Annotated in this window: 12 protein-coding genes; 2 read left to right on the top strand and 10 right to left on the bottom strand. The window is 52.2% G+C overall.

Annotation, left to right across the window (positions count from 1 at the left end):
- Window positions 1–10 precede the first annotated feature (10 nt).
- The 9 genes from nuoI to lrhA all read right to left on the bottom strand — a co-directional run bounded on the left by nuoI (window position 11) and on the right by lrhA (window position 11,009).
- Window positions 11–553, bottom strand: a complete 543-nt coding sequence (gene nuoI, locus SJI19_RS01085) for an NADH-quinone oxidoreductase subunit NuoI (protein WP_323476398.1) — start codon at window positions 551–553, stop codon at window positions 11–13.
- A gap of 14 nt (window positions 554–567) precedes the next feature.
- The gene (nuoH, locus tag SJI19_RS01080) at window positions 568–1,545 is read right to left on the bottom strand and encodes an NADH-quinone oxidoreductase subunit NuoH (protein ID WP_323476397.1); all 978 of its coding nucleotides are present in this window, start codon (window positions 1,543–1,545) and stop codon (window positions 568–570) included.
- Complete coding sequence (gene nuoG / locus SJI19_RS01075) at window positions 1,542–4,271, bottom strand: NADH-quinone oxidoreductase subunit NuoG (protein WP_323476396.1); 2,730 nt, start codon at window positions 4,269–4,271, stop codon at window positions 1,542–1,544. Before nuoG ends, nuoH begins: the two co-directional genes overlap by 4 nt.
- Window positions 4,272–4,497: 226 nt before the next feature.
- Window positions 4,498–5,847, bottom strand: a complete 1,350-nt coding sequence (nuoF, locus tag SJI19_RS01070) for an NADH-quinone oxidoreductase subunit NuoF (protein WP_323476395.1) — start codon at window positions 5,845–5,847, stop codon at window positions 4,498–4,500.
- On the bottom strand, window positions 5,844–6,392 hold the full coding sequence (gene nuoE / locus SJI19_RS01065; RefSeq protein ID WP_323476394.1) for an NADH-quinone oxidoreductase subunit NuoE: 549 nt from the start codon (window positions 6,390–6,392) through the stop codon (window positions 5,844–5,846). Before nuoE ends, nuoF begins: the two co-directional genes overlap by 4 nt.
- Window positions 6,393–6,394: 2 nt before the next feature.
- A complete protein-coding gene (gene nuoC / locus SJI19_RS01060) occupies window positions 6,395–8,194 on the bottom strand; it encodes an NADH-quinone oxidoreductase subunit C/D (protein ID WP_323476393.1) in 1,800 nt (599 codons plus the stop codon).
- A gap of 81 nt (window positions 8,195–8,275) precedes the next feature.
- The gene (locus tag SJI19_RS01055) at window positions 8,276–8,950 is read right to left on the bottom strand and encodes an NADH-quinone oxidoreductase subunit B (protein ID WP_323476392.1); all 675 of its coding nucleotides are present in this window, start codon (window positions 8,948–8,950) and stop codon (window positions 8,276–8,278) included.
- Window positions 8,951–8,965: 15 nt separating this feature from the next.
- Entirely contained in the window at window positions 8,966–9,403 is a 438-nt protein-coding gene (locus SJI19_RS01050; RefSeq protein WP_323476391.1) for an NADH-quinone oxidoreductase subunit A, read from the bottom strand.
- A gap of 655 nt (window positions 9,404–10,058) precedes the next feature.
- The gene (gene lrhA, locus SJI19_RS01045; protein ID WP_323476390.1) at window positions 10,059–11,009 is read right to left on the bottom strand and encodes a transcriptional regulator LrhA; all 951 of its coding nucleotides are present in this window, start codon (window positions 11,007–11,009) and stop codon (window positions 10,059–10,061) included.
- A 1,041-nt stretch (window positions 11,010–12,050) separates the two neighbouring features.
- Between lrhA and SJI19_RS01040 the strand changes: the two genes are divergently transcribed.
- Together SJI19_RS01040 and yfbR are read left to right on the top strand one after the other, a co-directional pair.
- Complete coding sequence (locus SJI19_RS01040; protein WP_323476564.1) at window positions 12,051–13,265, top strand: pyridoxal phosphate-dependent aminotransferase; 1,215 nt, start codon at window positions 12,051–12,053, stop codon at window positions 13,263–13,265.
- A 104-nt stretch (window positions 13,266–13,369) separates the two neighbouring features.
- On the top strand, window positions 13,370–13,969 hold the full coding sequence (yfbR, locus tag SJI19_RS01035) for a 5'-deoxynucleotidase (RefSeq protein ID WP_323476389.1): 600 nt from the start codon (window positions 13,370–13,372) through the stop codon (window positions 13,967–13,969).
- Between the two features lie 24 nt (window positions 13,970–13,993).
- On the opposite strand, the gene SJI19_RS01030 is transcribed toward yfbR, so the two are convergent.
- Complete coding sequence (locus tag SJI19_RS01030) at window positions 13,994–15,826, bottom strand: SLC13 family permease (RefSeq protein ID WP_323476388.1); 1,833 nt, start codon at window positions 15,824–15,826, stop codon at window positions 13,994–13,996.
- Window positions 15,827–15,955: the final 129 nt, after the last annotated feature.

The raw sequence follows: 15,955 nt of genomic DNA, 5'->3' as shown, positions 1-15,955 counted from the left end.
GCTTAACTCCTTAGGGCAGCAAACCTTTGACGTCGATAGGCTTGGCTTCGTTTTCCGCTTCGCCTTTATCTTTCCCATCGATCGCCATACCGGCCATCCGATAAAAATTATATTCCGGATATTTACCCGGCCCCGAAATCAGCAAATGTTCTTTTTCATACACCAGATCCTGACGCTTAAACTCGCCCATTTCAAAATCGGGCGTAAGCTGGATAGCGGTAGTCGGACAGGCTTCTTCGCATAACCCGCAAAAAATGCAGCGGGAGAAATTGATGCGAAAAAACTCCGGATACCAGCGGCCGTCGGCGGTCTCGGCTTTTTGCAGCGAAATGCAACTGACCGGACAGGCCACAGCGCACAGGTTGCAAGCCACACAGCGCTCCTCACCGTCCGGGTCGCGCGTAAGCACAATGCGGCCACGAAAACGCGGTGGCGGATTCACCGGCACGTCCGGGTACATTTGCGTTTCACGCTTGCTGAACGCCTGCATGCCGATCATCCAGATACTGCGTAGCTGGGTGCCTGCACCATACACTAACTCTTTTAACGTCATGGTTTATTCACCCCTCATTGAGCGTTGTATAAAATGACCGCAGCCGTCGCCAGCAGATTCAGCAGCGTCAACGGCAGGCAGATGGTCCAACCGAAGGACATCACCTGGTCATAACGCGGTCGGGGTAGCGCCGCTCGGATCAGGATAAACATCATCATAAAAAAGGCGGTTTTGATGGCAAACCAGCAAAAAGGCGGTAACCACGGTCCCTGCCAGCCACCAAAAAACAGCGTGACGATCAGCGCCGATACCGTGACGATGCCGATATATTCACCGACGAAAAACAGACCAAACTTCATGCCGGAATATTCTATATGGTAGCCATCCGCCAACTCCTGCTCTGCTTCCGGCTGATCGAACGGATGGCGGTGACATACCGCAATACCGGCCAATACAAAGGTCGCAAAACCAAAGAACTGCGGAATGATATTCCACAAATGGGCCTGTGAAGCGACGATGTCGCCCAGACTAAAGGATCCGGCCCGCGCAACCACCCCCATCAGCGAGAGCCCGAGGAACACCTCATAGCTCAGCGTCTGCGCCGAGGCGCGCATGGCACCTAACAGGGAGTATTTATTATTGCTTGACCAACCGGCGAACAGCACCGCATATACCGCCAGCCCCGCCATCATCAAAAAGAACAGCACGCCGATATTCAGATCCGATACCACCCAGGTGGGGCTGACCGGAATAATCGTGAACGAGACCAACAGCGCAGTGAACGCAATGACTGGCGCCAGGGTAAAGATCATGCGATCGGAAAACGGCGGGATCCAGTCCTCTTTAAAGAACATTTTCAGCATATCCGCCACCAGCTGCAGCGAACCGCCCCAGCCGACGCGGTTAGGCCCGTAACGATTCTGGAACAGACCGAGCAGGCGCCGTTCGGCAAAACTCATATACGCGCCGCAGGTCACCACCACCAGCAGAATCACTATCGCCTTTAATACCGTCAATATGATGTCAATCACATCCGATGTTAACCAACTCATAACGCGGCCTCCCGTACATGCTCAATGCGTTGCCCCACCCATACCGGCGGAATGCCGGGCAGACCGAGCGGTAGCCCCACTTGGCCAGCAGCCAGAGCGTCGCTAAAACGCACCGGCAGACGCAGGGATTGTCCATCACAGCTAAATTCCAGCAGTGTACCGCTGTTCACTCCCAGTCGCTGTTCATCCTGGCGGCTGACCATGATATAAGGCTCGGGCATCCGCTCTTGAATGACTGCCGAGCGTTGGGAGGTCTCTTCGCTGCCAAACAGATGGTAATACGGCGCAACACGCCAATGACCATCATCTATGGCGATGTAAGCTGCCGGAATCTCGGTAAAATAGGCTAACCGACCCTCACCGGCCTCCAACAAACGCACGCCGGGATCGCCATGGCGCAAATGGCCACCCACTTCATCCTGGAATTTATTCCAGGCCTGCGGCGAGTTCCAGCCAGGTGCCCAGGCAAAAGCCACCTGCTTGCTTTGTCCCTGTGGGCTGCTGTTGCCTTCCATTGAAAAGGCAAACATGGTGTCTTTATCCTGCGGCTGACGCGGTTCATGCACGTCAATGTTGGCGCGCATGGCGGTACGGCCGCTGTAGCGATGCGGTTCACGCGCCAGTTTCTGTCCGCTAACGCGGAAGTTGGCGTTCGGCGCAGCCTCGATAATACCGGCCAATTGTGGCAACGCCTCAGCGCAAGCAGCAATAATCTGATCGAACTGGGTCCAGTCCACATGGCGTTTAAGATAGGTGGAATGCAGCGAATGCAGCCAACGCCAGCTCTCGAGCATCACCACCGTATCGTCATAATAGGCCGGATCGTAAACCTGGAAAAAGCGCTGCGCACGTCCTTCCTGATTAACCAGCGTGCCGTCGCTTTCAGCAAAGCTGGCTGCCGGCAAAATCAGATTGGCGTGATCCATAATGGCGGTGCGTTGGTGGTCAACGACAATCAGATTAATGACCTTGGCCAGCGCCGCATCCACTCGCTGCGCTGGTGCATGACGATACAGGTCGTTTTCCAACACAATAACGCTATCCGCCGCGCCCTGTTCGACTTGATCCAGAGCCTGGTCAAGGGAACCGCCGCCGATCAGCGCCAGTCCCATACTGTTGGCGTACTGCGCGACAAAACTGATGCCCACGTCAGCACCGCGTGCTTTTAGCGCTTGGGCGACGTTGGCGGCGGCGCTAATCATGGCCAGACTACCGGCACCACTGCCCGAAATGATCAGCGGTCGGCGGGCGCCGGCCAAGGCCTGCACGACAACGTCGAGCTTAGACCGCAACGCATCGTCCAAATCAGACACTGCCGGTGCATTTTCGTCCAGAGCATGGGCGATGGCGAAGCCCAGACGAGCCTGGTCCTCCACCGGTGCCCGATAGCTCCAGGCAGCCAGATCGTCGAGCCTGGTGCTATCAACGCTGGTAATAAACAGCGGGTGCTTGGCATGCTGACCGATGTTTTGAATAGCGGCGATTTGCCAATCGGCAACTTTCTGCGCAGCGGCCATTTCCCGGGCTTTGCCCTTCACGGCCTGGCGTACCGCCAGCGCAATGCGCGCACCGGTCTGGGTGACATCCTCGCCCAGGATCAGCACGGCGTCATACGTTTCCATATCACGCAGGGAAGGGGTATGGATGCCCCCGTCGCGCAGCACGCTGAGCATCAGCTCCAACCGTGCCTGTTCGTCCCCGGAGACACCGGTATAGAAATTATCGGCCCCCACTAAATCGCGCAGGGCGAAATTGCTCTCCACGCTGGCGCGCGGCGAGCCGATGCCGATCATTTTTTTCGCCTGGCGCAGCGCATCGGCTGCACCTTGCATCGCCTGCTCGGCGTTCAGGGCAATCCAGTCATCGCCACGGCGTTGTAACGGGTGACGTGGGCGATCCTTAAGATTGACATAGCCGTAACCAAAGCGACCACGATCGCAGAGGAAATAGTGATTTACGCTGCCGTTAAAGCGGTTTTCGATACGTCTGAGTTCACCATAACGCTCGCCAGGACTGGTATTGCATCCCACGCTGCACTGTTGGCAGACACTGGGAGCGAACTGCATGTCCCATTTGCGATTATAGCGTTCTGAGTGGGTTTTATCGGTAAACACGCCGGTGGGGCAAACTTCCACCAGGTTGCCGGCAAACTCGCTTTCCAGCACACCGTCCTGGGGACGGCCGAAATAGACGTTATCATGGGCGCCATACACCCCGAGATCGGTACCGTCGGCATAATCTTTATAATAACGTACACACCGGTAACAGGCGATGCAGCGGTTCATCTCATGAGAGATAAACGGGCCGAGATACTGATTGTGATGAGTGCGTTTGGTAAAGCGATAGCGGCGGAAATTCTGGCCAGTCATGACCGTCATATCCTGCAGATGGCAGTTGCCACCCTCCTCACACACCGGACAATCGTGCGGGTGGTTGGTCATCAACCATTCCACGACGCTTTTGCGAAATTGCTGCGCCTCTTCGTCCGCTATGGAGATAAAGGTGCCGTCAGTCGCCGGGGTCATACAGGACATGACCAGACGTCCGCGCGTATCTTCGGCGTTTTGGTATTGCTTAACCGCGCACTGGCGGCAAGCGCCGACGCTGCCCAGCGCCGGATGCCAGCAAAAATAAGGAATATCGAGTCCCAGGGAAAGACAAGCCTTTAGCAGGTTGTCGGACCCGTCAACTTCGTATTCTTTGCCGTCTACATGAATGGTAGCCATAGTCAGCATGCTTCCGTGTGTCCCGCAATTAGCAGGCGTTAATCAAAATGCGTCTCGGTATACCCTTCATCTTTGCCGTTACAAGCATGTTGGCTGCTCTCGTTCACCCAAATAACATACTGATGTAAGCTCATCGGGATTCACTCGTTTGCCGCCTTCGTGCAACGCAAGATCTTTTGGGTATGACATCCGGCGCGTCACGTTCGCACGCGATCCGGATGCAGGGTTACCAACGCGCTTTCAGCAAATTTGGCTGAATACCGGCAATGGCGCGGGTATTACCGATATGCTGCGTTGCAATTCCCGCTTCAAATTCAGCCCGGAAATATTTAATGGCACTCTGCAAGGGCTCCACAGCACCTGGCGCATGGGCACAAAACGTCTTACCCGGGCCGAGAAACCGACACAGCTGTTCGAGTGTCTCAATGTCACCCGGTTGCCCTTCACCGTTTTCAATGGCACGCAGTAGTTTCACGCTCCAGGGCAGGCCATCGCGGCAGGGGGTACACCAGCCGCAGGATTCACGCGAGAAAAACTCTTCCAGATTGCGGGTCAACGACACCATATTGATTTCGTTATCCACCGCCATGGCCAGCGCGGTGCCCAAACGACTGCCGGCCTTGCCGATGTGTTCGAAATCCATCGGCAAATCCAAATGATCGGCGGTGAGAAAATCGGTGCCGGCACCACCCGGTTGCCATGCCTTTAGCGTCAGTCCGTCACGCATACCGCCGGCATAATCCTCAAGGATTTCCCGAGCCGAGATGCCGAACGGCAATTCCCATAAACCTGGGTGTTTGACCCGCCCGGAGAACCCCATCATCTTGGTGCCGGTATCGTTGCTTTTGCCTGCACTGATACCCTTGTACCACTCCACGCCATATTCAAGAATGGCCGGGACGTTGCACAGGGTTTCCACGTTATTAACGCAAGTGGGCTTGCCCCATGCGCCTGAGGTGGCGGGGAAAGGGGGTTTTGAGCGCGGATTGGCACGCCGTCCTTCGAGGGAGTTGATCAGGGCGGTTTCTTCACCACAAATGTAACGACCAGCACCGGTATGGACAATCAGTTCGAAATCAAACCCGGTACCGAGAATATTTTTACCCAGATAACCGGCCTGCTGCGCTTCGCTTATGGCGCGCCGCAGATGTACCGCCGCCTCAACATATTCGCCACGTAAAAAAATATAACCACGATAGGCTTTCAGCGCAAAGGCAGCGATCAGCATGCCCTCCACCAACATATGTGGTAGTTGTTCCATCAACAAACGGTCTTTATAGGTGCCAGGCTCCATTTCATCCGCGTTACACAGCAAATAACGGATGTCCATGCTGGGATCCTTCGGCATCAGGCTCCATTTCAGGCCGGTGGAAAATCCCGCCCCGCCCCGCCCTTTCAGACCGGAGTCCTTAACCTGGGCCACGATCTCATCCGGTGACATGCCCTTGAGGGCTTTATCCGCACCAGCATAGCCGTTTTTGGCACGATATTCGTCAAACCACACCGGCTGGTGGTCATCGCGCAGACGCCAGGTCAACGGATGCATTTCGGCGGTGCGCACAATATCTTTTATCATCGATACTGCTCCAGTAGCGAGCCGATACCTTCCGGCGTCAGATGAACGTGGGTGTCATCATCAATCATCATGGTCGGCCCTTTGTCGCAGTTGCCCAGACAACAAGTGGGCAGCAGGGTAAAGCGCCCATCATCGGTGGTCTGGCCGGGCTTAATATTCAGTGACTGCTCAAGCGCTGCCTGGATCCCCTGATAACCGGTAATATGGCAAACCACGCTGTCGCAATAGCGAATAATATGGCGCCCCACCGGCTGGCGGAAAATCTGGCTATAAAAGGTTGCCACGCCTTCCACATCACTGCCTGGGATCCCCAGGACGTCAGCGATGGCGTCTATAGCACCATCAGGCACCCAACCCCGTTGTTTTTGCACAATTTTCAGTGCTTCAATAGAGACGGCGCGCGCATCCTCGTAGTGATGTTTTTCATGTTCGATAGCATCGCGTTCCTGGCTGCTCAGGACAAAGACCTCAGTCTCATTGTGCCCGTCGGCGTGGCAATGGCATTGCTCACTGGCTTGCTCATGCGGTGGTTTATGTTCATGCATAATTAGCGGTCCACATCTGACATAACAAAATCGATACTGCCCAGATAGACGATAAGGTCGGACACCAGGCTGCCGCGGATCACCGAGGGGATTTGCTGCAGATGGGGGAAACTTGGTGTGCGAATCCGGGTCCGGTAGCTCATGGTGCTGCCATCGCTGGTCAGATAATAACTGTTGATTCCTTTGGTGGCCTCGACCATCTGAAAAGATTCATTGGCCGGCATGACCGGGCCCCAGGATACCTGCAGGAAATGGGTAATCAGGGTTTCGATATGCTGCAGCGTGCGCTCTTTAGGCGGCGGCGTGGTCAGCGGATGATCGGCTTTAAACGGCCCTGACGGCATATTATTCAGGCATTGTTCGAGGATACGTAGACTTTGGCGCATCTCTTCGACTTTTAGCATCACGCGGCTGTAACAATCGCTGATACCGTCACCCACCGGGACTTCAAAATCGAATTTGTCATAACCGGAATAAGGTCGCCATTTCCGCACGTCAAATGAGATACCGGTGGCGCGCAGCGCTGCGCCGGTGACGCCCCAGTCCAACGCCTCTTTGGCATTATACGCGGCAACGCCTTCGGCACGTCCGCGCAATACGCTGTTTTTCAGCGCCGCCTTGACATAGGAATCCAGGCGTTTTGGCAACCAGTTCAGGAAATCACGTAGCAGGCCTTCCCAGCCGCGCGGCAGGTCGTGGGCTACGCCGCCAATACGGAACCAGGCCGGGTGCATGCGAAAACCGGTAATCGCCTCCACCACGTCATAAATTTTCTGACGGTCGGTAAACGCCAGGAAGACCGGAGTCATACCGCCCACATCCTGAATATAGGTACTGATGTACAGCAGGTGGCTATTGATGCGGAACAGTTCGGAAAGCATTACCCGAATCACTTCCACCCGCTCGGGTACGACAATACCGGCCAGTTTTTCCACTGCCAGCACATAGGGCATTTCATTGACGCAGCCACCCAGATATTCCACCCGATCGGTATAAGGAATATAGCTGTGCCAGGATTGACGCTCGCCCATTTTTTCGGCACCGCGATGGTGATAACCGATATCGGGCACACAGTCGACGATCTCTTCACCATCAAGCTGCAAAATGATGCGAAACGCACCATGGGCCGAAGGATGGTTGGGCCCAAGGTTGAGGAACATAAAATCTTCATTGTCCCGGCTGCGTTTCATGCCCCAATCCTCAGGCTTGAAGGTTAGCCCTTCCATTTCCAAATCCTCTTTCTGCTTGGTCAGCATATAAGGATCGAATTCGGTGGCGCGTGCCGGATAGTCTTTGCGCAGTGGATGGCCCTGCCAGCTTTGCGGCATCATGATACGGGTCAGATGAGGATGGCCGTCGAACACGGTACCAAACATTTCCCAGGTTTCACGCTCATACCAGTTGGCGTTGGGGAAAATGTTGGTAATGGTCGGCAGGTGAAGATCGTTTTCCGCCAGCGCCACCTTGAGCATAATATCCCGGTTCCTATCAATGGAAATAAGATGATAGAACACGGTGAAATCTGCGGCGGGCAGCCCGTCACGATGGGTTCGCAAACGTTCGTCCACCCCGTGCAGGTCGTAAAGCATTACATACGGCTTCGGCAACTTTTTCAAAAATACCAGTACGTCGAGGATTTGCTCGCGTCTCACCCATACCACCGGAATTCCGGTACGGGTCGGCTGCACACTAAAGGCGTCTGGACCGAAACGGTTACGCAATTCACCGATCACAGGATCATCAAGGTGGTCCTGTGTTTGCCAAGCCGGCTGGGCGAGATTTTGCGTCGTCAACTCTGTCATATTATTATCACCAAATTAAAGCTGTGCCGGCGTGAAGCCACTCGAAATTTATGCGGTATTAACCGCGAATCCCCAGGTGCACTAAATCTCGTCGGGGGAACGCAGGTTAGTCACGGCGATACGTTCGCCTTGTTTACGCTCGCGTTCCGACTGCATATTGGCACGGTAGACACCCTGATCGCCCACCACCCAGGAAAGTGGCCGCCGCTCCTTGCCAATGGATTCCTTAAGCAGCAGCAACGCTTGGATATAGGCTTCCGGACGCGGTGGACAGCCGGGAATATACACATCAACCGGCAAAAATTTGTCCACGCCTTGCACGACGGAATAGATATCATACATGCCGCCGGAATTAGCGCACGCACCCATAGAAATGACCCACTTGGGCTCAAGCATTTGATCATAAAGCCGCTGAATAACCGGAGCCATTTTGGTAAAGGGCGTGCCCGCCACCACCATAAAATCAGCCTGGCGCGGTGAAGCACGAATCACTTCTGACCCAAAACGCGCCACATCGTGCACAGCGGTGAACGCGGTGGTCATTTCCACATAACAACAGGAGAGACCGAAATTATAGGGCCATAACGAATTGCCCCGCCCCCAGTTCACCGCATTGTGCAAGGCGTTCTCAAGCTTGCCCATGTAAACGCTGCGGCTAACCTGGCCATCCAGCGGATCGGCAACGATTTCCTGTTTTTGCAGGGGGTAACGGTCATTCTCACCGTCTGGCTCAACGCGGGTGAGGGTGTAATCCATTTTGATGCCTCGCTATTACTGCTGATGACGTTGGTTTTCAGTGATCTTTCCCGCGCGGTGCAGACGCTGGGAACGCTCAGGCGTCCAATCCAGAGCGCCAATCCGCACCAGATAAACCAGGCCCGCCAACAACACGAAAATAAATATGGCGGCTTCGAAGAAACCCACCCAGCCGACTTCACGAATGGAAACCGACCAGGCATATAAATAAAGTGCTTCGACATCAAAAATGACGAAAAACATGGCAACCAGATAAAATTTGGATGAAAGCCGTAATCTTGCCGTTCCCACCGGATCAATACCGGATTCGAACGGAACATTTTTCGATCGGGAATGGGCGCGTCCACCAAGCAGATATCCGCCGAGTAGCATAAAGCAGCATAAACCGACAGCACCCGCGATGAATACTGCGAACGCCCAGTAATGGGCGGTAATTTCAGTGGTTATTGACATTCTTTTTGCTCATCAAAAGTGGCATTTTGCAGCCTGCTCTTAGTCAACGGCAGTTCAACTCACCACATCGATTTATGGGAAGAAGTAAAAATCAACCGCACCGAGCTGATGCCACCGGCAATCACAGCCATTGTGTGGGGTTTTTACTCCTTTACATAACCTTTTGTCAACTTTGACAAAGGAAACTTCATAGTAATTTACAGATTTAATATCTAAGTAACATATTGTGCCCCCGCGGTTGGCTTAATCGAGTCAGTGACCGAACCAACGGCTTGAGCCAGCGCGTACCACGCTAACGCTGCTCGCGGTTAATATACCATTTTCGGCGAAAAGCAGGCTATTCCGCGTACTCGGCAAGGGTAAAATTTGATCCAGAGCACAATTTTGCGGTTTATAGAGATAAAAGTTGCACACTTTGTGCGCCATTACATAAATTTATTATCAGAAACAGTGTTTTGATTTAATTGATATGTGAAAAAACTGTCACTGCCTGGCGGACGTCGAAAAGACCACTATCCGGTGAGACTAAGTCTAAAAATACAAAATTTGGGTTATTACCCATTTGGTGTATTTTTTATATACAGTGGGGTATAAATGAGAATTTATACATTATAAGCCCCTTATTACAGGGGCTTATTAATATCACTTGGATAAATTATTCATCGCCAATGGTAAAACGCTCATTTCTCCCCTCACCTTTGCCTGATGGCGTAAATTCTGGACTGTAAAAGTTGTTCCCGGTTTGCACCGCGCTGAAAATGGCCATCGCCAGTTCATTTTCACATTGTGGATGTTTACAAAGAGCATATTGGGTTTCGGGCAGCGCGGGTAGCCCCTCGTTTTTGCCCAACACCCGCAGCTCAGGGCTCATCATTTCAACCGGCCGCACCGTGAGACCCAACCCAGACTTCACCGCAGCGCGAATTGCCGACAACGTGGACGCGCTGTAGGCAATTCGCCACGGTAGACCCGCAGCCTGGAGATGTTCTATGGCCAACGTGCGAAACACGCTGGGCTCGTCAGAGACCACCAGAGGGATGACCTCCCCAGGGACAAAACGGTAGTCTGCCGAGCAATACCATAGGGTTGGCGAGGTGCGCAACGTGACGTAAGGATGGTTTTGGTTGTTTGATGAGGTGAAGGTCGTAATCGCAAGATCCACTTCACCACTGGTCAACATTTCCTGCATAAGCAGGCTGCGTTTGACACACACATCAATCGCCAGTTTAGGGTAAATACGGGTTACCCGGCTTAATAGGAATGGCAGAATAGAATCGGCCGTGTCATCGGACGCACCGATGGTCAGTACGCCCTGAATATTACTGTACATCAATGAGGTACATGCTTCATCGTTATAAAGCAATATTTTTCTGGCATAACCGAGCAATTGAATGCCATGCTCAGTCAACAGCTTGTTACGACCATGACGGGCAAATAATTCCTTTCCTACAAGTTGTTCTAATCGTTGCATTTGCTGGCTGACAGCCGATTGAGTTCGGCATACTGCTGCTGCTGCGGCCGCAAAAGTATTAAGATCAGCGACGGCAACAAACGTTCTCAATAAATCAAGATCAAGATTGAGCACGGGACGGTTTGCATTGGTCATAATATTGTCTTCACTTTTGTAATCTAATTACACACTACTACCCTGGTATTTCAAAAAACTGCAATTTTTGTCTGTGATGAGCGTAACCGCTCAACCTCGTCAATCGAATCGCCGTGATTCGCCGTGAGGTTTGCGAGCACTTGCTTTAATCGTCGTAAAACAGAGTGCCCGTCTGTACATCTGGTTCCCACTTATATAAATGATAACCCTGCCAGCGAGAGCTAAACGCTGCATATAGCCCTTGGGAATACGCTAGATTTCATCAGGATATCATTTATAAATAACTGTGTATAAACACAGTACTTTATGAAGAACTAAAAACGTAAAAGTAATTAACAAAAGACTTTCTTCATTATTAAGACAAATGTTGGATATTTGCATTTAATGGCTTTTTTTATCTGAACACTCATATTTAACATTAACTTTTCTTAACTATTTCTTATACTGCCGGAATAAAATCTCGTTAAATTTTACTTACCCCTAAATGTATACCATAAATAGCCACAATAAACGAAACAACAATATTTTGTAAGCACCAAAATGTGAGCTTTATTCCTCTGGTGAAACCCCAGTAAAATTAAGGCGGAGCACGACCTTGACAGCATAAAATGGGTGATCTAGTACATAAATCCGACGCCTGGATTGCACTATGCCTAATAATCCCGCCTTTCAGTGATTTAATCCGGTTCAGCGCTAATTATGTCACTGTTGTCAATACGATGCTCACCGGGTGTTCATCTCATCGCGCAAGAGTAATCCTTATTGATGTTCAATAGTATAAAAAACGCACATTTATTTTTCATTTAAAGATTAATTCGGTGAATCAAACAGTGACAATCATCACTTGTAGACATCAAAGCAGCCATTTATCCCATAAAAAAGGCCAAAAAATACATTTTTCACTGTTCGCGCAGTTGAGTATAAGCATTAGTCCCTAAGCCTGTCGTGAACCTTCAAAAGCCAGGCACAGAGGAGTACATTATGCATAATGCGTGATTCCATGGTCGGAATACGTTTTCTGGTATAAGGCGTAATATCGTGATCGCACCCGTAGAAAAATCCAGTAAATTGGAAAATGTTTGTTATGACATTCGAGGCCCTGTGCTCAAAGAAGCCAAGCGCCTCGAAGAGGAAGGCAATAAGGTTCTCAAGCTGAATATCGGTAACCCCGCGCCATTTGGTTTTGACGCGCCAGATGAAATTCTGGTGGATGTCATACGAAATCTACCCACCTCGCAGGGCTATTGCGATTCAAAGGGGTTGTATACGGCGCGCAAGGCCATCATGCAGCACTACCAGGCGCGCGATATGCATGATATTACCGTTGAAGATGTCTATATTGGCAACGGTGTTTCAGAACTGATTCAGCAATCGATGCAGGCGCTATTAAATACCGGTGATGAAATGCTGATTCCGGCGCCGGATTATCCTCTGTGGACGGCATCGGTATCGCTGTCCGGCGGAAATGCCGTACATTATCTTTGTGATGAGGAAGCCGGTTGGTTTCCCGATCTTGATGATATCCGTAGCAAAATCACCCCCCGCACCCGCGGCCTGGTGATCATCAATCCCAACAACCCCACCGGCGCGGTCTATAGCAAGGAAATACTGCTTGAACTGGTGGACATTGCCCGCCAGCACAACCTGATCATTTTCTCCGATGAGATCTACGACAAGATTCTCTACGATGACGCACAACATCATTCTATCGCCGCACTGGCCCCGGATTTATTAACCGTGACGTTTAACGGACTGTCTAAAACCTATCGGGTTGCGGGCTTCCGCCAGGGCTGGATGGTGCTTAACGGCCCGAAAAAACACGCCAAAGGCTATATAGAAGGCCTCGAGATGCTGGCGTCTATGCGCCTGTGCGCCAACGTGCCGATGCAGCACGCTATCCAGACAGCGCTGGGCGGTTACCAGAGCATCAGCGAGTTTATCAAACCAGGTGGGCGCCTATATGAACAGCGCAACCGCGCCTGGGAACTGATCAATGAGATTCCCGGCGTGTCCTGCGTCAAACCCAGCGGTGCGCTTTATATGTTCCCACGCATTGATGCCCGGCGATTTAGCATTCTTGACGATCAGAAGCTGGTACTGGATTTACTGTTGCAGGAAAAAGTATTACTGGTGCAAGGCAGTGCATTTAACTGGCCGTGGCCTGATCATTTACGTATCGTCACGTTGCCAAGCATCGGCATCCTTGAAAGTGCCATCAGTAAGTTTGGCCGTTTTTTGCAGCATTATCATCAATAGTTCCTCCATCCGGGCTACTCGGCCCGGATCGCCCGTATTTGCATATTGCCCACACCCTGTCCACAATAGGTTTCTTCGCCATCCATCAGCCGTAAGAGTCCACCATGACCCAAAGCCATTTTTTCGCCCATCTTTCACGTTTAAAACTGATTAGTCGCTGGCCGCTGATGCGTAACGTGCGCACGGAGAATGTGTCCGAGCACAGTTTGCAGGTGGCCTTTGTCGCCCATGCGCTGGCGGTGATTAAAAACCGTAAATTCGGTGGCCAACTCAATGCGGAACGTATCGCCTTAATGGCGATGTACCATGACACCAGTGAAGTGCTTACCGGCGATATGCCAACGCCCATTAAATATTTCAACGCCCAGATTGCGCATGAATATAAAAACATTGAACGTATTGCCCAGCAGAAACTGATTGCCATGTTGCCACAAGAGTTACAGCAGGACTACCGGGGACTGATTGACGAAGAACATTATCTGCCAGAAGAAAAATCAGTGGTGAAACAGGCCGATACGCTGTGCGCCTATCTAAAATGTCTGGAAGAAATCTCTGCAGGCAATAATGAGTTCACCATGGCCTTGGCACGGCTGGAAAAAACCTTAGCGCTACGCCATAGCGACGAGATGGAGTATTTCATGACGGTGTTTGTACCAAGCTTTAGCCTGTCATTGGACGAAATCAGTCAGGATTCTCCCCTCTAGGCAAGGTTTCTGCGCATCTTGCTCTCAGAAGGGATAAAGCATCGGCACCAATACCACGCTAACCACCATCACCATTATGGTAAAGGGCACGCCGATGCGGAGAAAATCGCTGAATTTATAGCCACCAGGCACCAGCACTAACGTATTAACCGGTGATGATACCGGCGTCATGAAGGCTGACGACGCGGCAATGGCGATAATCATGGCGAACGGATAAGGCGATACCGCCATTTCTCTGGCGGCAGCCACCGCAATCGGCGCCATCAGAACCGCAGTGGCAGTATTGGAAATAAATAATCCGATTGTCGCGCAAAGGATAAACAGACTGAGCAACATCACATGCGCACCTGCCCCGCCCGAAATCTCCATCAGCAATCGCACCATCAAGTCAACACCGCCGGTTTTTTGCAATGCCAGCGCAAAAGGCATCATGCCGACAATCAGGATCAGGCTCGGCCAATGGATGGCGTGGTAGGCGCTTTCCATATCGATACAGCGGAATTTGCCCATCAACACACAGGTGATCAACGCGGCAACCGGATTAGGGATCGCCTCGCTAAGCATCATCGCCACCATGAGTGCGAGACAAAACAGTGCATGGGGCGCCTGACTGATTGCAGGCGCTACGTCATCCACTTCGGCGGGCAGATTGAGCAAAATAAAATCGTTCTTCTTAATTTGCAACTGACGGATCAACTTCCAGTCACCGATAACCAGCAGGATATCCCCCAGCGACAGTTCCTCATCGATTAACTTGCCGCTCATCGCCTGGGCGTTGCGGCGAATACCAACCACATTGACACCATAACGGCTGCGAAAACCGACCTGACTTAGAGACTTGCCAATCAACTCCGAGTCCGGGATCAGGCTCACCTCGGCCATACCCACATCCCTTGCCTGTTCGGAAAAATACTCGCCACGCAAAACCATCGGCTCCAGCTGCTGCTCACCACAGAACTGGCGTAAGCCGTTTTCCGAGGTGGTCATATCGATGAGCAATACGTCACGCTGGTGCAACTCAGTATTGCCGCCGGCGCTGATCATGACTCGCCGGAATTTACGCCAACGCTCAATGCCCACCACATTGGCACCGTAGCGATCGCGCAGACGTAAATCATCTAACCGTTGGCCAATCAGCGGAGATCCTGCACGTACCGCCAACCGTCGTGCCCTTCCGGTAAGTTTGTAATCGCGGATCAAATCGCGAAAGGTCCGTCGGGTCCACTGATCCCGTTCCCGGTCGCCCTCACCGCCGCCCAGCCAATAACGCGCCAGCAGCATATACCCAACCCCCATGATCAGCACCACGACACCCACCGGCGTCACGGCAAAAAAACCAAAACCCTCGACGCCATCACGCACCAACTCGCTGTTAACCACCATATTTGGCGGTGTTGCCACCAGCGTCATCATGCCGCTTATCAGCGCAGCAAAGCTTAACGGCATCATCATGCGACTTGGCGAGGTTTTCATGCGCGAGGAGACTCGCAGTACCACCGGAATAAAAATCGCCACTACGCCTGATGAACTCATCACCGCGCCCAACAATGCCACCGTCAGCATCAACAAGATCAACATGCGGGTTTCATTTTGACCCGCCACCCGCATCAACCACTCGCCAACCTGATAAGCGACACCCGTGCGTACCAATCCTTCGCCAATCACAAATAACGCGGCGATCAGGATGACGTTCGGATCGCTAAAACCCGCCGTCGCCTCGGGCAGCGTCAGGGTGCCGCTAAGCACAAACGCGATAATCACCAATAGCGCCACCACATCCATGCGTACTCTATTGGTGGTAAATAAAAAAATGGCGACCAGCAGTAGCGTCAGCACCCAGATGAGTTGATAACTCATGATAGTCCTAAACCGGTTGTAGGCTGGGCCGCAATAGACCGCCAGCGGCGCTGACGTGGTGTTGCGAAGCATAGCCCGGGATGTCTTGGCGAAATCATGCCACAAAAAAGCCCCGCCTATACGGGGCTA

Source organism: Acerihabitans sp. TG2 (assembly GCF_035013185.1).
Taxonomy (GTDB): domain Bacteria; phylum Pseudomonadota; class Gammaproteobacteria; order Enterobacterales; family Enterobacteriaceae; genus Acerihabitans.
This window is presented reverse-complemented; position numbering and strand designations above follow the sequence as displayed.